At 41.6% G+C, this 22156-nt stretch carries 20 protein-coding genes and 1 tRNA gene; all 21 read left to right on the top strand.

The window, feature by feature from the left end:
- The first annotated feature begins 3 nt into the window (after nucleotides 1-3).
- The 21 genes from SK629_RS04505 to SK629_RS04395 all read left to right on the top strand — a co-directional run bounded on the left by SK629_RS04505 (nucleotide 4) and on the right by SK629_RS04395 (nucleotide 22155).
- Nucleotides 4-1026, top strand: coding sequence for a ribitol-5-phosphate dehydrogenase (locus SK629_RS04505; protein WP_042900780.1), 1023 nt, complete (start codon nucleotides 4-6; stop codon nucleotides 1024-1026).
- A 16-nt stretch (nucleotides 1027-1042) separates the two neighbouring features.
- Nucleotides 1043-1912, top strand: a complete 870-nt coding sequence (locus tag SK629_RS04500) for a phosphotransferase family protein (RefSeq protein WP_042900779.1) — start codon at nucleotides 1043-1045, stop codon at nucleotides 1910-1912.
- On the top strand, nucleotides 1902-2780 hold the full coding sequence (locus SK629_RS04495; RefSeq protein WP_042900777.1) for a DMT family transporter: 879 nt from the start codon (nucleotides 1902-1904) through the stop codon (nucleotides 2778-2780). The genes SK629_RS04500 and SK629_RS04495 overlap by 11 nt, the downstream gene beginning before the upstream one ends.
- An 11-nt stretch (nucleotides 2781-2791) precedes the next feature.
- On the top strand, nucleotides 2792-3481 hold the full coding sequence (locus SK629_RS04490; RefSeq protein WP_042900776.1) for a CTP--phosphocholine cytidylyltransferase: 690 nt from the start codon (nucleotides 2792-2794) through the stop codon (nucleotides 3479-3481).
- Between the two features lie 87 nt (nucleotides 3482-3568).
- Complete coding sequence (gene dprA, locus SK629_RS04485) at nucleotides 3569-4417, top strand: DNA-processing protein DprA (RefSeq protein WP_042900775.1); 849 nt, start codon at nucleotides 3569-3571, stop codon at nucleotides 4415-4417.
- A gap of 231 nt (nucleotides 4418-4648) precedes the next feature.
- Nucleotides 4649-6736, top strand: coding sequence for a type I DNA topoisomerase (topA, locus tag SK629_RS04475; protein WP_042900774.1), 2088 nt, complete (start codon nucleotides 4649-4651; stop codon nucleotides 6734-6736).
- Between the two features lie 105 nt (nucleotides 6737-6841).
- Entirely contained in the window at nucleotides 6842-7201 is a 360-nt protein-coding gene (locus SK629_RS04470) for a YbaN family protein (protein ID WP_001220352.1), read from the top strand.
- Between the two features lie 93 nt (nucleotides 7202-7294).
- A complete protein-coding gene (locus SK629_RS04465; protein ID WP_042900773.1) occupies nucleotides 7295-7927 on the top strand; it encodes a copper homeostasis protein CutC in 633 nt (210 codons plus the stop codon).
- 43 nt (nucleotides 7928-7970) lie between these two features.
- Nucleotides 7971-8627, top strand: a complete 657-nt coding sequence (locus SK629_RS04460) for an MmcQ/YjbR family DNA-binding protein (RefSeq protein ID WP_042900772.1) — start codon at nucleotides 7971-7973, stop codon at nucleotides 8625-8627.
- Between the two features lie 313 nt (nucleotides 8628-8940).
- Nucleotides 8941-10503 (top strand): 2-isopropylmalate synthase, encoded by a 1563-nt coding sequence (locus tag SK629_RS04455; RefSeq protein WP_042900771.1) that lies wholly within the window; start codon nucleotides 8941-8943, stop codon nucleotides 10501-10503.
- 11 nt (nucleotides 10504-10514) lie between these two features.
- Entirely contained in the window at nucleotides 10515-11552 is a 1038-nt protein-coding gene (leuB, locus tag SK629_RS04450; RefSeq protein ID WP_042900770.1) for a 3-isopropylmalate dehydrogenase, read from the top strand.
- A complete protein-coding gene (locus SK629_RS04445; protein WP_042900769.1) occupies nucleotides 11549-11818 on the top strand; it encodes a DUF1294 domain-containing protein in 270 nt (89 codons plus the stop codon). Before leuB ends, SK629_RS04445 begins: the two co-directional genes overlap by 4 nt.
- 3 nt (nucleotides 11819-11821) lie before the next feature.
- Nucleotides 11822-13204 carry a 3-isopropylmalate dehydratase large subunit gene (gene leuC / locus SK629_RS04440; protein ID WP_042900768.1) on the top strand — a complete coding sequence of 461 codons (1383 nt, stop codon included), beginning with the start codon at nucleotides 11822-11824 and terminating at the stop codon, nucleotides 13202-13204.
- Between the two features lie 9 nt (nucleotides 13205-13213).
- Nucleotides 13214-13807: a 3-isopropylmalate dehydratase small subunit gene (leuD, locus tag SK629_RS04435; protein ID WP_000410640.1), complete on the top strand. Its 594-nt coding sequence runs from the start codon at nucleotides 13214-13216 to the stop codon at nucleotides 13805-13807.
- 27 nt (nucleotides 13808-13834) lie between these two features.
- Entirely contained in the window at nucleotides 13835-14614 is a 780-nt protein-coding gene (locus tag SK629_RS04430; protein WP_042900766.1) for an L-threonylcarbamoyladenylate synthase, read from the top strand.
- 200 nt (nucleotides 14615-14814) lie between these two features.
- Nucleotides 14815-15801 carry a GMP reductase gene (locus SK629_RS04425; protein WP_000931164.1) on the top strand — a complete coding sequence of 329 codons (987 nt, stop codon included), beginning with the start codon at nucleotides 14815-14817 and terminating at the stop codon, nucleotides 15799-15801.
- Between the two features lie 65 nt (nucleotides 15802-15866).
- Nucleotides 15867-15938 (top strand) — tRNA-Arg (locus SK629_RS04420).
- Nucleotides 15939-16317: 379 nt separating this feature from the next.
- A complete protein-coding gene (gene rnc / locus SK629_RS04410) occupies nucleotides 16318-17016 on the top strand; it encodes a ribonuclease III (RefSeq protein ID WP_042900765.1) in 699 nt (232 codons plus the stop codon).
- Nucleotides 17007-20543: a chromosome segregation protein SMC gene (gene smc / locus SK629_RS04405; protein ID WP_042900764.1), complete on the top strand. Its 3537-nt coding sequence runs from the start codon at nucleotides 17007-17009 to the stop codon at nucleotides 20541-20543. Before rnc ends, smc begins: the two co-directional genes overlap by 10 nt.
- The gene (locus SK629_RS04400) at nucleotides 20543-21337 is read left to right on the top strand and encodes a Cof-type HAD-IIB family hydrolase (RefSeq protein WP_042900912.1); all 795 of its coding nucleotides are present in this window, start codon (nucleotides 20543-20545) and stop codon (nucleotides 21335-21337) included. The genes smc and SK629_RS04400 overlap by 1 nt, the downstream gene beginning before the upstream one ends.
- Nucleotides 21337-22155, top strand: coding sequence for a Cof-type HAD-IIB family hydrolase (locus SK629_RS04395; protein ID WP_042900763.1), 819 nt, complete (start codon nucleotides 21337-21339; stop codon nucleotides 22153-22155). Before SK629_RS04400 ends, SK629_RS04395 begins: the two co-directional genes overlap by 1 nt.
- The last annotated feature ends 1 nt before the right edge of the window (nucleotide 22156 follow it).

Below are 22156 nucleotides of genomic sequence, written 5' to 3'. Positions count from 1 at the left end.
GATATGATTAATCAAATTTATCAACTGACTAAGCCCAAGTTTATCAACGTCAAATACCAGGAAGAGGATATTGACCAAGAGAATCATATCCTCATCCGCCCCAACTACATGGCTGTCTGTCATGCGGATCAACGTTACTACCAAGGAAAACGTGATCCAAAGATTTTGAATAAAAAACTTCCAATGGCAATGATTCACGAATCATGTGGAACCGTTATTTCTGATCCGACAGGAACTTATGAGGTTGGGCAAAAAGTTGTCATGATTCCTAATCAGCCACCTATGCAGAGTGATGAAGAATTTTATGAGAACTACATGACAGGGACTCATTTCTTGTCTAGTGGATTTGATGGCTTTATGAGAGAGTTTGTTTCTCTCCCTAAAGACCGTGTGGTGGCTTACGATGCTATCGAAGATACGGTTGCAGCGATTACAGAGTTCGTCAGTGTCGGTATGCACGCTATGAATCGTCTATTGACCCTTGCTCATAGCAAGCGGGACCGAATCGCTGTTATCGGAGATGGCAGTTTAGCATTTGTGGTTGCCAATATTATCAACTATACTTTGCCAGAAGCAGAGATTGTGGTTATTGGTCGTCATTGGGAAAAGTTGGAACTCTTTTCATTTGCCAAAGAATGCTATATCACTGATAATATTCCAGAAGATTTGGCCTTTGACCATGCTTTTGAGTGTTGTGGTGGTGATGGTACTGGACCAGCCATTAATGACTTGATTCGCTACATTCGTCCTCAAGGAACGATTCTCATGATGGGCGTTAGCGAATATAAAGTCAATCTCAATACACGTGATGCCTTAGAAAAAGGCTTGCTCTTGGTTGGGTCCTCTCGTTCTGGACGCATTGATTTTGAAAATGCAATTCAAATGATGGAAGTCAAGAAATTTGCCAATCGTCTTAAAAATGTCCTTTATCTAGAAGAACCTGTAAGAGAAATTAAAGATATTCACCGTGTCTTTGCGACCGATTTAAACACAGCCTTTAAAACCGTGTTTAAGTGGGAAGTATAAGTATTGGAGGTTAATTGTGGAGAAAATGATTAAAGAAAAAATTTCTTCCTTACTTAGTGAAGAAGAGGAAGTCCTCAGTGTTGAACAACTGGGGGGAATGACCAATCAAAACTATTTGGTCAAAACAACAAATAAGCAATACATTGTTAAGTTCTTTGGTAAAGGGACAGAAAAGCTTATCAATCGTCAAGATGAAAAGTACAATCTTGAACTACTTAAAGATTTAGACCTAGATGTCAAAAATTATCTTTTTGATATTGAGGCTGGTATCAAAGTAAATGAGTATATTGAGTCGGCTATCACGCTTGATTCAACGTCAATCAAGACCAAATTTGATAAAATCGCTCCAATTTTACAAACCATTCATGCTTCTGGTAAGGAATTAAGAGGAGAATTTGCTCCTTTTGAAGAAATCAAAAAATACGAATCCTTGATTGAAGAAAAAATCCCTTATGCTAACTATGAAGCAGTTAGAAAAGAAGTCTTCTCCTTAGAGAAAAGGTTAGTTGACTTAGGTGTTGACAGAAAATCTTGTCACATTGATTTGGTGCCTGAAAACTTTATCGAATCACCTCAAGGACATCTATATCTGATTGATTGGGAATACTCATCAATGAATGATCCAATGTGGGATTTGGCAGCCCTATTTTTAGAATCTGAATTCACTTCCCAAGAGGAAGAAGCTTTCTTATCTCACTATGAGAGTGAGCAAACACCTGTCTCTCGTGAAAAGATTGCCATTTATAAAATTTTACAAGACGCTATTTGGAGTTTATGGACAGTTTACAAAGAAGAGCAAGGTGCAGATTTTGGTGATTATGGTGTGAGCCGTTACCAAAGAGCTATTAAAGGTTTATCATATTATGGAGGTTCAGATGAAAAATAAAAATGGAGTTTCTTTTGGTCTACTCTCAGGTGTTTTCTGGGGATTAGGTCTAACGATTAGTGCTTATATCTTTTCGATTTTTACAGATTTGTCGCCCTTTGTGGTAGCTGCTGCTCACGATTTCTTGAGTATCTTTATCTTACTAGCTTTTCTTTTGGTAAAAGAAGGAAAAGTGCGTCTCTCAATTTTCTTAAATATTCGCAATGTTAGTGTTATCATCGGAGCCTTGCTAGCTGGTCCTATCGGAATGCAGGCCAATCTTTATGCAGTTAAGTATATTGGAAGTTCCTTAGCTTCATCGGTATCTGCTATCTACCCTGCAGTTTCAGTTTTATTGGCTTTCTTCTTTTTGAAGCACAAGATTTCGAAAAATACTGTGTTTGGGATTGTCTTGATTATTGGAGGGATTATTGCTCAAACTTATAAGGTTGAACAGGTTAATTCCTTCTACATTGGGATTCTCTGTGCTTTGGTTTGTGCTATCGCATGGGGAAGTGAGAGTGTTCTTAGCTCTTTTGCTATGGAAAGTGAACTGAGTGAAATAGAAGCCCTCTTAATCCGTCAAGTGACTTCATTCTTGTCTTATCTTGTGATTGTGCTCTTCTCTCATCAGTCATTTGCAGAAGTAGCCAATGGGCAATTACTAGGTCTTATGATTATCTTTGCAGCCTTTGATATGATTTCCTATTTGGCTTATTATATCGCTATCAATCGCTTGCAACCAGCCAAGGCTACAGGCTTGAACGTGAGCTATGTAGTTTGGACTGTCTTGTTTGCAGTTGTTTTCTTAGGTGCACCGCTAGATATGCTGACAATTATTACGTCACTTGTCGTCATTGCTGGAGTTTATATTATTATTAAAGAATAAAGGAGATTCGTGTGAAAGCCATCATCTTAGCAGCGGGATTGGGAACTCGCTTGCGTCCTATGACTGAAAATACCCCTAAAGCCTTGGTTCAAGTTAATCAAAAACCTTTGATTGAATATCAAATTGAGTTTCTCAAAGAAAAAGGGATTAACGAGATTATTATCATTGTTGGTTATCTTAAAGAACAATTTGATTATTTGAAAGAAAAATATGGTATTCGCCTCGTTTTCAATGATAAATACGCTGACTACAATAACTTTTACTCTCTCTATCTTGTAAAAGAAGAATTGGCCAACAGCTATGTTATTGATGCAGATAACTATCTCTTTAAAAATATGTTCCGCAATGATTTGACTCGTTCGACTTATTTTAGTGTCTATCGTGAAGATTGTACCAACGAATGGTTCTTGGTCTATGGAGACGACTATAAGGTTCAAGACATTACTGTTGATAGTAAGGCTGGTCGTATCCTTAGTGGTGTCTCTTTCTGGGATGCTCCAACTGCAGAAAAAATTGTCAGCTTTATCGACAAGGCCTATGCAAGTGGCGAATTTGTTGATCTCTACTGGGACAATATGGTTAAGGACAATATCAAAGAGTTAGATGTCTATGTTGAAGAATTAGAAGGCAATAGCATCTATGAAATTGATAGTGTCCAAGACTATCATAAATTAGAAGAAATTCTTAAAAACGAGAATTAATGATTCCAACATCTGGCTGAAATAGTCGGATGTTTTTTGATTTTTTTACGAATAAATAGATGAGTAGAAAAAGAAATGGAGTTATTTATGAAAATCACAAACTATGAAATCTATAAGTTAAAAAAATCAGGTTTGACCAATCAACAGATTTTGAAGGTCCTAGAATACGGTGAAAATGTTGATCAAGAACTGTTGTTAGGTGATATTGCAGATATATCAGGTTGCCGAAATCCAGCTGTTTTTATGGAACGTTATTTTCAGATAGACGATGTGCATTTGGAGAAAGAATTTCAAAAATTTCCATCTTTCTCTATTTTAGACGACTGTTATCCTTGGGACTTGAGTGAAATTTATGATGCACCTGTGCTTTTATTTTATAAGGGCAATCTTGAACTCTTGAAATTTCCTAAGGTAGCGGTTGTGGGCAGTCGTGCTTGTAGCAAACAGGGAGCTAAGTCAGTTGAAAAAATCATTCAAGGCTTGGAAAATGAACTGGTTATTGTCAGTGGATTAGCCAAGGGGATAGACACAGCAGCTCATATGGCAGCTCTGCAGAATGGTGGAAAAACCATTGCAGTGATTGGAACAGGACTGGATGTATTTTATCCTAAAGCCAATAAACGCTTACAAGACTACATCGGAAATGACCATTTGGTTCTTAGTGAATATGGACCTGGTGAACAACCTCTGAAATTTCATTTTCCTGCCCGTAATCGCATCATTGCTGGACTTTGCCGAGGTGTGATTGTAGCAGAGGCCAAGATGCGCTCGGGAAGTCTCATTACCTGTGAGAGAGCAATGGAAGAAGGGCGAGATGTCTTTGCTATTCCTGGTAGCATTTTAGATGGACTATCAGACGGTTGCCATCATTTGATTCAGGAAGGAGCAAAATTGGTCACAAGTGGGAAGGATGTTCTTGCGGAATTTGAATTTTAATACTCTTCGAAAATCTCTTCAAACCACGTCAGCTTCCATCTGCAACCTCAAAACAGTGTTTTGAGCAACCTGCGGCTAGCTTCCTAGTTTGCTCTTTGATTTTCATTGAGTATAAGAAGAAAGTCCGCTTACTAGACAAACTTTTCTTCTATTATAGTAGCTAAGTCTTGACAGGGTTCAAAAAATGGTTTACACTTTATAAAGTTTATTACTTTGAAAAGGTGTGATACTGTGGCTACGGCAACAAAAAAGAAAAAATCAACAGTTAAAAAAAATCTAGTAATCGTGGAGTCGCCTGCTAAGGCTAAGACGATTGAAAAATATCTAGGCAGAAACTACAAGGTTTTAGCCAGTGTCGGGCATATCCGTGATTTGAAGAAATCTAGTATGTCCGTCGATATTGAAAATAATTATGAACCGCAATATATCAATATCCGAGGAAAAGGTCCTCTTATCAATGACTTGAAAAAAGAAGCCAAAAAAGCTAATAAAGTCTTTCTGGCGAGTGACCCAGACCGTGAAGGAGAAGCGATTTCTTGGCATTTGGCCCATATTCTCAACTTGGATGAAAATGATTCCAACCGAGTGGTCTTCAATGAAATCACCAAGGATGCGGTCAAAAATGCTTTTAAAGAACCGCGTAAGATTGATATGGACTTGGTCGATGCTCAACAGGCACGCCGTGTCTTGGACCGCTTGGTAGGCTATTCGATTTCGCCTATTTTGTGGAAGAAGGTCAAGAAGGGCTTGTCAGCAGGTCGCGTTCAGTCTATTGCCCTTAAGTTAATCATTGATCGTGAGAATGAAATCAATGCCTTCCAGCCAGAGGAATACTGGACAATTGATGGCGTCTTTAAAAAGGGAACCAAGCAATTCCAGGCTTCCTTCTATGGAGTAGATGGTAAAAAGCTGAAACTGACTAGCAATGACGAGGTTAAGGAAATCTTGTCTCGTCTGACTAGTAAAGACTTTTCAGTGGATCAGGTAGATAAGAAAGAGCGCAAGCGTAATGCTCCTTTACCTTATACCACTTCATCTATGCAGATGGATGCGGCTAATAAAATCAATTTCCGTACTCGAAAGACAATGATGGTTGCCCAACAGCTCTATGAAGGGATCAATATTGGTTCTGGTGTTCAAGGTTTGATTACCTATATGCGTACCGATTCGACTCGTATCAGTCCAGTGGCGCAAAATGAGGCAGCAAGCTTCATTACGGATCGTTTTGGTAGCAAGTATTCTAAGCATGGTAGCAAGGTCAAAAATGCTTCAGGTGCTCAGGATGCCCACGAGGCTATTCGTCCGTCTAGTGTCTTTAATACACCTGAAAGCATCGCTAAGTATTTGGATAAGGATCAGCTCAAGCTTTATACTCTTATCTGGAATCGTTTTGTGGCTAGCCAAATGACAGCGGCTGTCTTTGATACCATGGCTGTTAAATTGTCTCAAAATGGGGTCCAATTTGCTGCCAATGGTAGTCAGGTTAAGTTTGATGGTTATCTTGCCATTTATAATGATTCTGACAAGAATAAGATGTTACCGGATATGGCTGTTGGAGATGTGGTCAAACAGGTGAATAGTAAACCAGAGCAACATTTCACTCAACCGCCTGCTCGTTATTCTGAAGCGACCCTGATCAAGACCTTGGAGGAAAATGGGGTTGGACGTCCGTCAACCTACGCACCGACCATTGAAACCATTCAGAAACGTTATTATGTTCGCCTTGCATCTAAACGCTTTGAACCGACAGAGTTGGGAGAAATTGTTAACAAGCTCATCGTTGAATATTTCCCAGATATCGTAAACGTGACCTTCACAGCTGAAATGGAAGGTAAACTGGATGATGTCGAAGTTGGAAAAGAGCAGTGGCAATGTGTTATTGATGCCTTTTACAAACCTTTCTCTAAAGAAGTCGCCAAGGCTGAAGAAGAAATGGAAAAAATCCAGATTAAGGATGAACCAGCTGGGTTTGATTGTGAAGTGTGTGGTAGTCCAATGGTCATTAAACTTGGTCGTTTTGGTAAGTTCTACGCTTGTAGTAATTTCCCAGATTGCCGCCATACCCAAGCAATCGTGAAAGAGATTGGTGTTGAGTGTCCAAGTTGTCATCAGGGACAAATCATTGAACGTAAAACCAAACGCAATCGCCTTTTCTATGGTTGCAATCGCTATCCAGAATGTGAATTTACCTCTTGGGACAAGCCTGTTGGTCGTGACTGTCCAAAATGTGGCAACTTCCTCATGGAGAAAAAGGTCCGTGGTGGTGGCAGACAGGTTATTTGTAGTAAAGGCGACTACGAAGAAGAAAAGATTAAATAAGAGGAGAGTCCTGAAAGTGAATTTCAGGCTCTTTTGGGTTGGAGCTTGACAAAATTCATCATTGTATGCGAAACTAGAAGAAGATTATTTTAATTAGGAGTAGTTATGCGTATTATTTATCTTATTATTGGTTTTTTATCACTGGCCTTGGCTATTGTTGGGGTTGTTTTACCCTTGTTGCCGACAACGCCTTTCCTTTTGTTGTCTATTGCTTGTTTCTCCAGAAGTTCCAAGCGCTTCGAAGATTGGCTTTACCATACCAAGCTCTATCAAGCATATGTAGCTGATTTTCGCGAGACCAAGTCTATTGCGCGTGAACGTAAGAAAAAAATCATCGTATCCATCTACATTCTGATGGGAATTTCCATTTATTTTGCTCCTCTATTACCAGTCAAAATCGGTCTGGGAGCTTTGACCATCTTTATCACCTACTATCTCTTTAAGGTTATTCCAGACAAAGAATAGGTAAAATTTGTTACTATTTCCCTTGATAAAATTGAAAGCATATTCACAACAATATGATATAATAAATTTAAAGTAATACTCAAGGAGAATTAAATGATTTACGAATTTTGTGCTGAAAATGTGACCTTGCTTGAAAAAGCGATGCAGGCTGGAGCTCGTCGAATAGAACTTTGTGATAATCTAGCAGTTGGTGGAACAACACCCAGCTATGGAGTAACTAAGGCAGCAGTTGAACTGGCAGCTAACTATGATACGACCATTATGACCATGATTCGTCCTCGTGGTGGCGATTTTGTCTATAATGAACTAGAAATTGCTATCATGCTAGAAGACATTCGGTTGACTGCTCAGGCTGGAAGTCAAGGAGTTGTATTTGGTGCCTTAACTGCTGAGAAGAAGTTGGATAAGGCTAATCTAGAGAAGCTGATTGCGGCATCCAAAGGGATGGAAATTGTCTTCCACATGGCCTTTGATGAATTGAGTGATGAAGATCAGTTGGAAGCCATTGACTGGCTCAGCCAAGCTGGAGTTACTCGTATCCTAACTCGTGCTGGTGTGTCTGGCGATTCACTAGAGAAACGTTTTGCTCACTATCACAGAATTTTGGAATATGCTAAAGGTAAAATTGAAATTTTACCAGGTGGGGGGATTGACTTGGACAATCGTCAAACCTTTATCGACCAGCTGGGTGTGACACAATTGCATGGAACCAAGGTTGTCTTTTAAAAAATAGAAAGGAACTGCTAGCTTTGGGTAGCAGTTTTCACTTATGTTTGAAATTTTTAAATCCTATCAGTTTAATCAAGAAAAGGCTCATGCTTTTGGTTTTGTAGAAAATAGTGGAGTCTGGACCTATAGTTGCCAGATTTTGCAGGGTGACTTTGTCATGACTGTGTCCATTACTGCTGATAATGTGAACTTTCAAGTCTTTGACCAGGAGACTGCTGACCTCTATCCTCAAGTTCATATGGAAAGCATGAGGGGTAGTTTTGTCGGAAATGTCCGTGAGACTTGTCTGGAGATTCTTTACAAGATTCGGAAGGCTTGTTTTGATGTGCAAGATTTTATCTGTCCTCAGACTAAGCGAATCATGACTCAGGTTCAGGAACAGTATGGTAATCAGTTGGAGTATCTGTGGGAGAAATCTCCTGATACGGCAGTATTAAGACATGAAGGCAATCAAAAGTGGTATGCTGTTTTGATGAAAATTTCTTGGGATAAGCTGGAAAAGGGCAGAGAAGGACAGGTGGAAGCAGTCAACCTCAAGCATGATCAAGTAGCGGACTTGCTTTCACAAAAAGGTATTTATCCAGCTTACCATATGAACAAACGCTACTGGATTAGTGTGGCTCTTGATGATACTTTATCAGATGAAGAAGTACTGGAATTGATAGAAATAAGTTGGAACTTAACCTTTAAAAAATGAAACATTTCAAGGATTTTCAAGAACTTTCAATTAGCTAAATATTCTTTACTGAAGAAATTTTCAGAAAATATTTGATTTTTTCTTGACAAGTGCTTGTGCCTATGCTAAAATACTAAACAAGATATCAAACGAAGGAGAAAGTCAAACATGAAAACAGCTAAGTTTAATCAATTTGCTTTGTTGTTGAGGTACTCGGGCTAGTGCAAAAAGCATTAGTCCTGTTTGGCTTACCAAGCGGGAGTGAATCAACATCTCGCTTGGGTTTCTAAGCGAGATGTTTTTTTAAAACCACATTTGGAAAAGGGGAAATCTTATGAGAACAGTTGAATTTCTAGATACCAGCCTTCGGGATGGAGAACAGACACCAGGTGTTAATTTTTCAATCAAAGAAAAAATTGCCATCGCAAGGCAGCTGGAGAAATGGGGCATTTCAGCAATCGAGGCTGGTTTTCCAGCGGCGAGTCCAGACTCATTTACGGCAGTTCAGGAGATTGCTAAGGTCTTGAAGAAAACAGCAGTGACTGGTTTGGCCCGTTCTGTCAGGTCTGATATTGATGCTTGTTACGAGGCCCTCAAGGACGCCAAGTATCCACAGGTTCACGTTTTTATCGCTACCAGTCCGATTCACCGCAAGTATAAGCTCAATAAGAGCAAGGAAGAGATTTTGGAAGCTATTAAGGAGCATGTCTCTTATGCACGTTCTAAGTTTGAAGTGGTCGAATTCTCTCCAGAGGATGCGACTAGAACAGAGTTAGATTTCCTCTTGCAAGTTGTTCAAACAGCGGTTGATGCAGGGGCGTCTTATATCAATATCCCTGACACGGTTGGATTCACCACTCCAGAAGAGTACGGTGCTATCTTCAAACACCTGATTGAGAATGTTAAGACAGATCGTCAGATTATCTATTCGCCTCACTGTCACGATGACCTCGGAATGGCAGTGGCAAATAGCCTTGCTGCTGTCAAGAATGGAGCAGGACGTGTTGAAGGAACCATCAACGGTATTGGTGAGCGAGCTGGAAATGCTGCCCTTGAAGAAATTGCAGTGGCCCTCAATATTCGCCAAGATTACTATCAAGCAGAAACAAGTATTGTCCTAAATGAAACAATAAATACGTCAGAAATGGTTTCTCGCTTCTCAGGTATTCCGGTTCCTAAAAACAAGGCTGTGGTTGGTGGTAATGCCTTTTCTCACGAATCTGGTATTCACCAAGACGGAGTCCTTAAAAATCCTCTTACTTATGAGATTATCACCCCTGAATTGGTTGGTGTTAAGAGCAATAGCCTTCCTCTTGGAAAATTGTCAGGTCGCCATGCCTTTGTTGAAAAACTAAGAGAATTGGCCCTAGACTTTTCAGAAGAGGATATCAAACCACTCTTTGCCAAGTTCAAGGCGCTGGCAGACAAGAAACAAGAAATCACAGATGCAGATATTCGTGCTCTGGTAGCTGGAACCATGGTTGAAAACCCAGAAGGTTTCCACTTTGATGATTTACAACTTCAAACTCATGCAGATAATGACATTGAAGCACTCGTTAGCCTAGCCAATATGGATGGTGAGAAAGTTGAATTTAATGCGACAGGTCAAGGTTCCGTTGAAGCGATCTTTAACGCTATCGACAAGTTCTTTAACCAATCCGTCCGCTTGGTGTCCTATACTATTGACGCGGTAACGGATGGAATTGATGCCCAGGCTCGGGTCTTGGTTACTGTTGAAAACAGAGATACAGAAACCATCTTTAATGCAGCAGGTCTTGATTTCGATGTGTTGAAAGCTTCGGCTATTGCCTACATCAATGCCAATACCTTTGTTCAAAAAGAGAATGCTGGCGAGATGGGCCGTAGCGTTTCCTATCGCGATATGCCTAGTGTGTAAAGGAGGATGCTATGACAAAGAAAATAGTAGCTCTAGCAGGGGATGGAATCGGCCCAGAAATCATGGAGGCTGGTTTAGATGTTCTGGAAGCCCTAGCTAAAAAAACAGGCTTTGTCTATGAAATAGACAGACGACCTTTTGGAGGTGCAGGTATTGATGCAGCAGGCCATCCCTTACCTGATGATACTCTTAAGGCTTGTAGAGAAGCAGATGCCATTCTCCTAGCGGCTATTGGGAGTCCCCAGTATGATGGGGCAGCGGTTCGGCCTGAACAAGGACTGCTGGCTCTCCGTAAGGAACTCAATCTTTATGCCAATATTCGCCCCGTAAAAATCTTTGACAGTCTCAAGCATTTGTCACCACTCAAACCAGAACGAATTGCTGGTGTAGACTTTGTCGTGGTGCGTGAGTTGACAGGCGGGATTTACTTTGGGGACCATATCCTTGGAGAGCAAAAAGCACGTGATATCAATGACTATAGCTATGAAGAAGTAGAGCGGATTATTCGTAAGGCATTTGAAATCGCAAGAAGTCGGAGAAAAATCGTTACTAGTATCGATAAGCAAAATGTTCTAGCGACCTCAAAACTCTGGCGCAGAGTAGCTGAGGAAGTCGCACAGGATTTCCCAGATGTAACCTTGGAGCACCAGCTAGTCGACTCAGCTGCCATGCTTATGATTACCAATCCTGCTAAGTTTGATGTCATCGTGACGGAGAATCTTTTTGGAGATATCTTATCTGATGAATCAAGTGTCCTATCTGGCACACTTGGAGTCATGCCATCAGCCAGTCACTCTGAAAAGGATCCAAGTCTCTATGAACCCATTCATGGTTCGGCACCCGATATTGCAGGTCAAGGAATTGCCAATCCTATTTCCATGATTTTGTCTGTTGCTATGATGCTTAGAGACAGTTTTGGTCGTTATGAGGATGCAGAGCGTATCGAACGTGCAGTAGAAGCCAGTTTGGCAGCTGGCATTTTAACGAGAGATATAGGTGGACAGGCTTCGACCAAGGAAATGACGGAAGCTATTATTGCAAGGTTATGAAGTTAGACGAAAAAATTACTCTAGTCCTTTTGATTTGGAATGTCATAATTTTCTTGATTTATGGCATTGACAAATCTAAGGCAAGGAGAAGAGTTTGGCGCATCCCAGAGAAAATCTTACTCATTTTAGCCTTTACTTGTGGTGGTTTTGGAGCTTGGTTAGCAGGAATCACCTTTCACCACAAGACTCGAAAATGGTACTTTAAAACGGTTTGGTTTCTTGGGATGGTGACCACACTAGGAGCCTTATATGTTATTTGGAGGTAATAGATGGCAGGAAAATCGATTTTTGATAAATTATGGGACCGTCATGTCATCACAGGAGAAGAGGGGCAACCCCAACTCATGTATGTGGACCAGCACTATATTCACGAAGTGACCAGTCCTCAGGCTTTTCAAGGATTACGAGATGCAGGTCGTAGATTGAGACGACCAGACTTGACATTTGGAACCTTTGACCACAATGTTCCAACAGTCAATATCTATGATATTCGAGATGTGATTTCCAAGGCTCAAATTGATAAGCTAGCTGAAAATGTTGAGGAATTTGGGATTGAACATGCGGCCCACGGTTCTGAAAAACAAGGGATCGTACACATGGTTGGTCCAGAAACAGGACGGACCCAACCAGGAAAATTCATTGTCTGTGGAGACAGTCACACAGCAACCCACGGAGCTTTCGGAGCTATCGCATTTGGAATTGGGACCAGTGAGGTTGAGCATGTCTTTGCTACCCAGACCCTCTGGCAAGTTAAACCCAAGAAAATGTTGGTAGAATTCACTGGTGTTCCTCAAAAAGGAGTTTATTCCAAGGACTTCATTTTAGCCTTGATTGCCAAGTACGGCGTTGCCTGTGGTGTTGGCTACGTGGTGGAATATCGAGGTCAAGCTATTGATGCACTGAGCATGGAAGAGCGAATGACCATCTGCAATATGTCCATCGAGTTTGGATCCAAGATGGGAATCATGAATCCGGACCAAACCACCTATGATTATCTTAAGGGACGTGAGTGTATTCCAGAGAATTTCGAAGAGGCTGTGGCTGATTGGAAAACCCTTGTCAGTGATGATGATGCCGTTTACGATAAGGTTATCCAGATGGATGTTTCTGACTTGGCTCCCATGGTAACCTGGGGAACCAATCCTGCTATGGGAGTTGACTTTGACAGCAGTTTCCCAGAAATTAAGGATATGAATGATGAACGAGCTTATCATTACATGGATTTGGAGCCTGGTCAAAAGCCAGCGGATATTGAACTAGGCTATATCTTTATTGGCTCATGTACCAATGCTCGTCTCAGCGATTTGCAACTGGCTGCTCGATTTGTCAAAGGGAAGAAGATTGCTCCCAACTTAACAGCTATCGTAGTTCCAGGCTCTCGTCCTGTCAAACGAGCTGCGGAGAAGTTGGGCTTGGACAAGGTTTTCCTAGACGCTGGCTTTGAGTGGAGAGACCCGGGTTGCTCCATGTGCCTGGGGATGAATCCTGATAAGGTGCCTGATGGTGTCCACTGCGCCTCAACCAGCAACCGCAACTTTGAAGACAGACAAGGCTTTGGTGCTAAGACCCATCTCTGTAGTCCAGCCATGGCAGCAGCAGCAGCTATTGCAGGGCGCTTTGTAGATGTTCGACAAATGCCAGAAGCCCAGTAAGGAGAGGATATGGAAAAATTTACAGTTTATACAGGAACGACCGTTCCTCTCATGAATGATAACATCGACACCGACCAAATCCTACCCAAGCAGTTTCTCAAGTTAATTGATAAAAAAGGCTTTGGTAAGTACCTCATGTATGCTTGGCGTTATCTGGACGATAACTACACTGAGGATCCTGACTTTGTCTTTAACCGACCTGAATACCGGAAAGCCAGTATCCTCATCTCAGGGGATAACTTTGGGGCAGGGTCTTCGAGGGAACATGCAGCTTGGGCCTTAGCAGACTATGGTTTTAAGGTAGTGATTGCAGGATCTTTCGGTGACATTCATTACAATAATGAACTCAATAATGGTATGTTGCCTATTGTTCAGCCCAGAGAGGTTAGAGAAAAGCTAGCCCAGCTTAAACCAACCGATCAGGTAACTGTGGACTTGGAACAACAGAAAATCATCTCACCAGTTGGAGAATTCACTTTCGAAATTGATAGCGAATGGAAACACAAGCTCTTAAATGGTTTGGATGATATCGGTATTACTTTGCAGTATGAAGACTTGATTGCTGCTTATGAAAAACAACGACCAGCCTACTGGCAGGATTAGAAAAAATAGAAAAGGAAATATAGAACTATGACAAAACACATTCAATGGAACGGAACACTTTCACAAGAAGGCTACGACATTTTAAAAGGTGAGGGCGGATGTATCGTTTGCCCTACAAAAGTTGGTTATATCATCATGACCAGTGACAAGGCAGGACTTGAGCGTAAGTTCGCAGCCAAAGAGCGTAACCGTAACAAACCAGGGGTTGTTCTCTGCGGTAGCATGGACGAGCTTCGCGCTTTAGCACAACTCAACCCAGAAATTGAAGCCTTTTACCAAAAACATTGGGACGAAGACATTCTCCTTGGTTGTATCCTTCCTTGGAAACCAGAAGCCTTTGAAAAACTCAAAGCATACGGTGATGGCCGTGAAGAACTCATGACAGACGTGCGTGGTACTAGCTGTTTTGTTATCAAATTTGGTAAGGCTGGTGAACAATTGGCTGCTAAACTTTGGGAAGAAGGCAAGATGGTATATGCTTCATCAGCAAACCCATCTGGAAAAGGAAACCGCGGTAAGGTAGAAGGTATCGGAGAACGTATCGAAGGATCAGTGGACCTTGTCATAGAAGCAGACGACTACGTGGCATCCATCCAACCTGACAAAACGATTGAAACTCGCTACGAGCAAGGTGTGATGGTGTCTATGGTCGATAAAGATGGTAAACTCATCCCAGAACAAGGAGGAGCACGTTCAACTTCACCAGCTCCAGTTGTGATCCGTAAAGGTCTTGATATTGATAAAATCATGATGCACCTGTCAGATACCTTTAACTCATGGGACTATCGTCAGGGTGAGTATTATTAAGATAGAGAAGAAGTGGGGAGAAAATAATCTCTCCTCTTTCTTTTATTATTTATACAACAAAATCCGAACAATATATTTTAAATTATAACATTATTTGACAAAAACTGTACTTTGGTTTATAATAAATTAAGGAAACGTCGGAAAAGACGTAGTGATGCGAGAGCATAGGTAGGTCATTACAAAAGAAACGAGACATCGATATGTTAAATGAATTTCCAATTTTTGATTACGAAGATATTCAATTGATTCCAAATAAATGTGTCATTAAAAGCCGTGCAGAAGCGGATACAAGCGTCACTCTAGGAAATCACACCTTTAAACTACCTGTTGTACCAGCTAATATGCAAACGATTTTGGATGAAAATGTAGCAGAGCAACTGGCTAAAGGGGGCTACTTCTACATTATGCATCGTTTTGATGAGGCGGGACGCATTCCTTTTATCAAACGCATGCACGATCAAGGGCTCATTGCTTCTATTTCTGTCGGTGTTAAGGACTATGAGTATGATTTTGTTAGCCAGCTCAAGGCTGACGCTCCTGAGTATATCACTATTGATATTGCCCATGGTCATGCGGATAGCGTGATTTCTATGATTCAACACATCAAGAAAGAATTGCCAGATACTTTTGTTATTGCTGGAAATGTGGGAACACCAGAAGCTGTGCGTGAATTGGAAAATGCTGGTGCGGATGCTACTAAGGTTGGAATCGGTCCTGGTAAGGTTTGTATCACCAAGGTCAAGACTGGTTTTGGTACAGGTGGTTGGCAGTTGGCTGCTCTACGCTGGTGTGCCAAGGCTGCACGTAAACCGATTATCGCTGATGGAGGAATTCGTACTCACGGTGATATTGCCAAGTCTATCCGTTTTGGTGCCAGCATGGTCATGATTGGTTCCCTCTTTGCAGGACACATCGAAAGTCCAGGGAAAACGATTGAAGTCGATGGTGAACAGTTCAAAGAATACTATGGTTCAGCTTCCCAATACCAAAAAGGAGCTTATAAAAACGTCGAAGGAAAACGTATCTTACTTCCTGCCAAAGGCCATCTACAAGATACTTTAACTGAGATGGAACAAGACCTTCAAAGTGCTATTTCTTATGCAGGTGGACGTCAGGTTGCTGACCTTAAACACGTTGATTATGTTATCGTGAAAAACTCCATCTGGAATGGGGATGCTTCCCACTAAGACGGGTTATATCACTAGAAAAAACTTGTTATTAGAGCAAATTTTTGTTATAATAAAACAAGTTTCCACCCTTAGTGTAATGGATATCACGTAAGATTCCGGTTCTTGAGATGGGGGTTCGATTCCCTCAGGGTGGATGTAAAAACCCTAAGAAAGCCTTTAATAGGGCTTTTGTATTTATCCTGTCTCAAATTTGACTCTAATACTCTTCGAAAATCTCTTCAAACCACGTCAGCGTCGCCTTACCGTAGTTATGTTACTGACTTCGTCAGTTCTATCTGCAACCTCAAAACAGTGTTTTGAGCTGACTTCGTCAGTTCTATCTACAACCTCAAAGCAGTGCTTTGAGCAGCCTGCGGCTAGCTTCCTAGTTTGCTCTTTGATTTTCATTGAGTATAAAACTGAAAAACTCTGTCTATAGAATGCCCAAATCCCCTCCAGCCCCGTTTTAAAGTGACTCAGGGGGCTTTTTTTGATATAATAAAAAGGACTGTTATCAGTTAGAAAGAGGTTGGTATGAAAGAATTACAAACTGTACTAAAGAACCATTTTGCAATCGAATTTGCAGACAAAAATTTACTGGAGACTGCCTTTACTCATACGAGTTATGCCAATGAGCACCGCCTCTTAAAAATTTCACACAATGAGCGCTTGGAATTTTTAGGAGACGCTGTTCTACAGTTATTGATTTCAGAATATCTGTATAAAAAATATCCTAAAAAGCCTGAGGGTGACTTGTCTAAACTCCGTGCTATGATTGTCCGTGAGGAGAGTTTGGCTGGTTTTGCGCGTGATTGCCAGTTTGATCAATTTATCAAGTTGGGTAAAGGGGAAGAAAAATCTGGCGGTCGCAATCGTGACACCATTCTTGGTGATGCCTTTGAAGCCTTTCTTGGTGCCCTCCTTTTGGACAAGGATGTGGCCAAGGTTAAGGCATTTATCTATCAAGTTATGATTCCTAAGGTTGAAGCAGGCGAGTTTGAGATGATTACAGACTACAAAACCCATCTTCAAGAGTTACTTCAGGTCAATGGGGATGTGGCTATTCGGTATCAAGTGATATCTGAAACAGGTCCTGCCCACGATAAGGTTTTTGAAGTAGAAGTTCTCGTTGAAGGTAAGAGCATTGGTCAAGGCCAAGGTCGTTCTAAGAAATTAGCAGAGCAGGAAGCTGCCAAAAATGCCGTTGAGAAAGGGCTGGATTCATGTATTTAAAGGAAATCGAAATTCAGGGATTCAAGTCTTTCGCTGATAAAACCAAGGTTGTGTTTGACCAAGGGGTTACAGCAGTTGTGGGGCCAAATGGATCAGGAAAGTCGAATATTACAGAAAGTCTGCGTTGGGCCTTGGGAGAGTCTAGTGTCAAGAGTCTCCGTGGGGGCAAGATGCCGGATGTTATTTTTGCTGGAACTGAAAGTCGCAAACCGCTCAATTATGCTTCTGTAGTTGTGACTCTGGATAATAATGACGGATTTATCAAGGATGCAGGCCAAGAAATTAGGGTGGAACGCCATATCTATCGTAGTGGAGATAGCGAATACAAGATTGACGGCAAGAAAGTGCGTCTGCGTGATATTCATGACCTCTTCTTGGATACTGGATTGGGACGAGATTCCTTCTCCATTATTTCCCAAGGGAAGGTTGAGGAGATTTTTAATTCCAAGCCTGAAGAACGCCGAGCTATTTTTGAAGAAGCTGCTGGAGTTTTAAAATACAAGACTCGCAGAAAAGAAACTGAGAGCAAACTACAACAAACTCAGGATAATCTAGACCGCTTAGAGGATATTATCTACGAGTTGGACAATCAAATCAAGCCTCTTGAGAAGCAAGCTGAAAATGCTCGTAAGTTTTTAGACTTGGAAGGTCAACGCAAGGCTATTTATTTAGACGTGCTGGTTGCTCAAATCAAGGAAAATAAGGCTGAACTAGAGTCGACAGAAGAAGAGTTGGCGCAGGTTCAGGAACTCTTGACGAGCTATTACCAGAAGCGTGAAAAATTAGAAGAGGAAAATCAGAATCTCAAGAAGCAACGCCAAGATTTACAGGCTGAAATGGCCAAAGATCAAGGCAGTTTGATGGACTTGACCAGTCTGATTAGTGATTTAGAGAGAAAATTAGCCCTATCGAAACTGGAATCTGAGCAAGTAGCCCTGAATCAACAGGAAGCACAAGCTCGTTTGGCTGCTTTGGAGGATAAGAGAAATTCGCTTAGCAAAGAAAAATCTGATAAAGAAAGTTCTTTAGCTCTCTTAGAAGAAAATCTAGTCCAAAATAATCAAAAACTCAATCGTTTAGAAGCTGAATTGCTGGCTTTTTCAGATGATCCTGATCAGATGATTGAGCTATTACGTGAACGCTTTGTGGCGCTTTTACAAGAAGAAGCAGACGTCTCAAACCAGTTGACCCGTATCGAAAACGAGTTGGAAAATAGTCGTCAGCTTTCTCAAAAACAAGCAGATCAACTAGAAAAGCTGAAAGAACAACTGGCTACAGCTAAAGAGAAGGCTAGTCAGCAAAAGGCGGAGCTTGAAACTGCTAAGGAGCAGGTTCAAAAATTATTGGCCGACTACCAAGCTATTGCCAAGGAGCAAGAGGAGCAGAAAGCTTCCTATCAAGCTCAACAAAGTCAACTCTTTGACCGTCTGGACAGTCTTAAAAACAAGCAGGCTAGAGCCCAAAGTTTGGAAAATATCCTGAGAAATCATAGTAACTTTTATGCAGGTGTTAAGAGTGTTCTCCAAGAAAAAGATCGCCTTGGTGGGATTATTGGTGCAGTCAGTGAGCACCTGACTTTTGATGTGCATTATCAAACTGCCCTAGAGATTGCGCTTGGAGCCAGCAGTCAGCATATCATCGTAGAAGATGAACATGTGGCAACCAAGGCAATTGATTTCCTAAAACGAAATAGAGCTGGTCGTGCGACTTTCCTTCCGTTGACAACGATCAAGGCGCGTACGATTTCTAGCCAGAACCAAGATGCTATCGCTGCAAGTCCAGGATTTCTGGGCATGGCAGATGAGCTGGTGACATTCGATACTAGACTGGAAGCTATTTTCAAGAATTTGCTAGCCACGACGGCCATATTTGATACAGTAGAACATGCGCGTGCAGCAGCTCGCCAGGTTCGTTATCAGGTTCGTATGGTGACTTTAGATGGGACAGAGTTGCGCACAGGTGGTTCTTATGCAGGTGGTGCCAATCGCCAAAATAACAGTATCTTCATCAAGCCAGAACTGGAACAATTGCAAAAAGAAATTGCTGAAGAAGAAGCAAGTTTGCGTTCAGATGAAGCGAGTTTGAAGATCTGGCAAGATGAGATGGTTTCATTGACAGAAAAGTTAGAAACCATCAAATCTCAGGGAGAGCAGGCTCGTATCCAGGAGCAGGGCTTGGCCCTCGCTTATCAGCAGACCAGTCAACAAGTTGAAGAGCTAGAAACTCTTTTGAAACTCCAAGAAGAGGAATTAGATCGTCTTTCTGAGGGAGATTGGCAAGCAGATAAGGAAAAATGCCAAGAGCGCCTCACTACTATCTCCAGCGACAAGCAAAATCTGGAAGCTGAGATTGAAGAGATTAAGTCTAACAAAAACGCCATCCAAGAACGCTATCAAAACTTGCAGGAAGAGGTAGCGCAGGCTCGCTTGCTTAAGACTGAACTGCAAGGACAAAAACGTTATGAAGTAGCTGATATTGAGCGTTTAGGCAAGGAATTGGACAATCTGAATATCGAACAAGAGGAAATTCAGCGCCTTCTTCAAGAAAAGGTTGATAATCTGGAGAAGGTTGATACAGCCTTGCTCAGTCAACAGGCCGAAGAAGCCAAAACTCAGAAAACAAGCCTCCAACAAGGTTTGATTCGCAAGCAGTTTGAGTTGGATGATATTGAAGGGCAGCTGGATGATATTGCTAGTCATTTGGATCAGGCTCGCCAGCAGAATGAGGAGTGGATTCGCAAGCAAACACGTGCTGAAGCCAAGAAAGAAAAGGTCAGCGAGCGCTTGCGCCATCTACAAAGTCAATTAACAGACCAGTACCAGATTAGCTATACTGAAGCTCTAGAAAAAGCGCATGAATTGGAAAACCTCAATCTGGCAGAGCAAGAGGTGCAGGATTTAGAGAAGGCTATTCGCTCACTGGGTCCTGTCAACTTGGAAGCTATTGAACAGTACGAAGAAGTCCACAACCGTCTGGACTTCCTAAATAGCCAGCGAGATGATATTTTGTCAGCGAAAAATCTGCTTCTTGAGACTATCACAGAGATGAATGATGAGGTTAAGGAACGCTTTAAATCAACCTTTGAGGCTATTCGTGAGTCCTTTAAAGTGACCTTCAAGCAGATGTTTGGCGGAGGTCAGGCTGACCTGATTTTGACTGAGGGAGACTTACTGACAGCTGGGGTTGAGATTTCTGTTCAACCACCAGGCAAGAAAATCCAGTCTCTCAACCTTATGAGTGGTGGGGAAAAAGCCCTATCGGCTCTTGCCTTGCTCTTCTCCATTATCCGTGTCAAGACCATTCCATTTGTCATCTTGGATGAGGTAGAGGCTGCGCTAGACGAAGCCAATGTTAAACGTTTTGGGGATTACCTCAACCGCTTTGACAAGGACAGCCAGTTTATCGTTGTGACCCACCGTAAGGGAACCATGGCAGCGGCTGATTCCATCTATGGAGTGACCATGCAGGAATCGGGTGTTTCAAAAATTGTTTCGGTTAAGTTAAAAGATTTAGAAAGTATTGAATGATGACAATTAAACTAGTAGCAACGGATATGGACGGAACCTTCCTAGATGGGAATGGGCGCTTTGATATGGACCGCCTCAAGTCTCTTTTTGCTTCCTACAAGGAAAAAGGGATTTACTTTGCGGTGGCTTCGGGGCGCGGATTTCTATCCTTAGAAAAATTATTTGCTGATGTTCGTGATGATATTATTTTTATCGCGGAAAATGGTAGTTTGGTCGAATATCAAGGTCAGGATTTGTATGAAGCGACCATGTCTCGTGACTTTTATCTATCCACTTTTGAAAAGCTGAAAACGTCACCTTATGTAGATATCAATAAATTGCTCTTGACGGGCAAAAAAGGCTCTTATGTGCTAGATACGGTTGATGAGACCTATTTGAAAGAGAGCCAGCGTTATAATGAAAATATCCAAAAAGTAGCGAGTTTGGAAGATATTACAGATGACATTTTCAAATTTACAACCAACTTCACAGAAGAAACGTTGGAAGCTGGTGAAACTTGGGTAAACGAAAACGTTCCTGGTGTTAAGGCTATGACAACTGGCTTTGAATCTATTGATATCGTTCTGGACTATGTCGATAAGGGTGTGGCCATTGTTGAATTAGCTAAAAAACTTGGTATCACAATGGATCAGGTTATGGCTTTTGGAGACAATCTAAATGACTTGCACATGATGCAGGTTGTCGGTCATCCTGTGGCTCCTGAAAATGCGCGACCAGAAATTTTAGAATTAGTAGAAACTGTGATTGGTCACCATAAGGACCAGTCGGTTATAGCTTATATGGAGGGCTTATAATGGCAGATATAAAATTGATTGCATTGGACTTGGACGGGACCTTGCTGACTACTGATAAAAGGTTGACGGATCGTACCAAGGCAACCCTGAAAGCTGCGCGTGATCGTGGTATCAAGGTCGTATTGACAACTGGTCGTCCCTTAAAAGCCATGGATTTCTTCCTCCATGAGCTAGGGACTGACGGCCAGGAAGATGAGTATACGATTACTTTTAATGGTGGTTTGGTTCAGAAAAATACAGGTGAAATCCTTGATAAGACAGTCTTTTCATATGATGATGTGGCACGCTTGTATGAAGAAACAGAGAAATTATCACTGCCTCTTGATGCTATTTCAGAAGGAACTGTTTATCAAATTCAATCTGACCAAGAAAGTCTTTATGCCAAATTCAATCCAGCTTTGACCTTTGTTCCAGTGGACTTTGAAGACTTATCTAGTCAAATGACCTACAACAAATGCGTGACCGCCTTTGCTCAAGAACCCTTGGATGCAGCCATTCAGAAGATTTCTCTAGAATTGTTTGACCAATATGAAATCTTTAAATCACGTGAAATGTTGCTAGAGTGGTCACCAAAGAATGTTCATAAAGCAACAGGTTTAGCAAAACTAATCAGCCATCTCGGAATCGACCAAAGCCAAGTCATGGCTTGTGGTGACGAGGCCAATGACCTCTCTATGATTGAATGGGCAGGGCTCGGTGTTGCCATGCAAAACGCTGTTCCTGAAGTTAAGGCAGTCGCAAATGTAGTGACGCCAATGACCAACGATGAAGAGGCTGTCGTCTGGGCTATCGAAGAATACGTGCTAAAGGAGAACTAAG

Source organism: Streptococcus mitis (genome assembly GCF_000722695.1).
In the GTDB taxonomy this organism is placed as follows: domain Bacteria; phylum Bacillota; class Bacilli; order Lactobacillales; family Streptococcaceae; genus Streptococcus; species Streptococcus mitis_O.
This window is presented reverse-complemented; position numbering and strand designations above follow the sequence as displayed.

Bases quoted from the DNA above. Each gene is read 5' to 3' on its own strand.
- leuC (WP_042900768.1), top strand. From the start codon at position 11,822: ATGGCAGGAAAATCGATTTTTGATAAATTATGGGACCGTCATGTCATC.
- SK629_RS04425 (WP_000931164.1), top strand. From the start codon at position 14,815: ATGTTAAATGAATTTCCAATTTTTGATTACGAAGATATTCAATTGATT.
- smc (WP_042900764.1), top strand. From the start codon at position 17,007: ATGTATTTAAAGGAAATCGAAATTCAGGGATTCAAGTCTTTCGCTGAT.
- SK629_RS04455 (WP_042900771.1), top strand. From the start codon at position 8,941: ATGAGAACAGTTGAATTTCTAGATACCAGCCTTCGGGATGGAGAACAG.
- dprA (WP_042900775.1), top strand. From the start codon at position 3,569: ATGAAAATCACAAACTATGAAATCTATAAGTTAAAAAAATCAGGTTTG.
- SK629_RS04395 (WP_042900763.1), top strand. From the start codon at position 21,337: ATGGCAGATATAAAATTGATTGCATTGGACTTGGACGGGACCTTGCTG.
- SK629_RS04495 (WP_042900777.1), top strand. From the start codon at position 1,902: ATGAAAAATAAAAATGGAGTTTCTTTTGGTCTACTCTCAGGTGTTTTC.
- SK629_RS04430 (WP_042900766.1), top strand. From the start codon at position 13,835: ATGACAAAACACATTCAATGGAACGGAACACTTTCACAAGAAGGCTAC.
- SK629_RS04505 (WP_042900780.1), top strand. From the start codon at position 4: ATGATTAATCAAATTTATCAACTGACTAAGCCCAAGTTTATCAACGTC.
- SK629_RS04460 (WP_042900772.1), top strand. From the start codon at position 7,971: ATGTTTGAAATTTTTAAATCCTATCAGTTTAATCAAGAAAAGGCTCAT.
- SK629_RS04470 (WP_001220352.1), top strand. From the start codon at position 6,842: ATGCGTATTATTTATCTTATTATTGGTTTTTTATCACTGGCCTTGGCT.
- SK629_RS04445 (WP_042900769.1), top strand. From the start codon at position 11,549: ATGAAGTTAGACGAAAAAATTACTCTAGTCCTTTTGATTTGGAATGTC.
- rnc (WP_042900765.1), top strand. From the start codon at position 16,318: ATGAAAGAATTACAAACTGTACTAAAGAACCATTTTGCAATCGAATTT.
- leuD (WP_000410640.1), top strand. From the start codon at position 13,214: ATGGAAAAATTTACAGTTTATACAGGAACGACCGTTCCTCTCATGAAT.
- SK629_RS04400 (WP_042900912.1), top strand. From the start codon at position 20,543: ATGACAATTAAACTAGTAGCAACGGATATGGACGGAACCTTCCTAGAT.
- leuB (WP_042900770.1), top strand. From the start codon at position 10,515: ATGACAAAGAAAATAGTAGCTCTAGCAGGGGATGGAATCGGCCCAGAA.
- SK629_RS04465 (WP_042900773.1), top strand. From the start codon at position 7,295: ATGATTTACGAATTTTGTGCTGAAAATGTGACCTTGCTTGAAAAAGCG.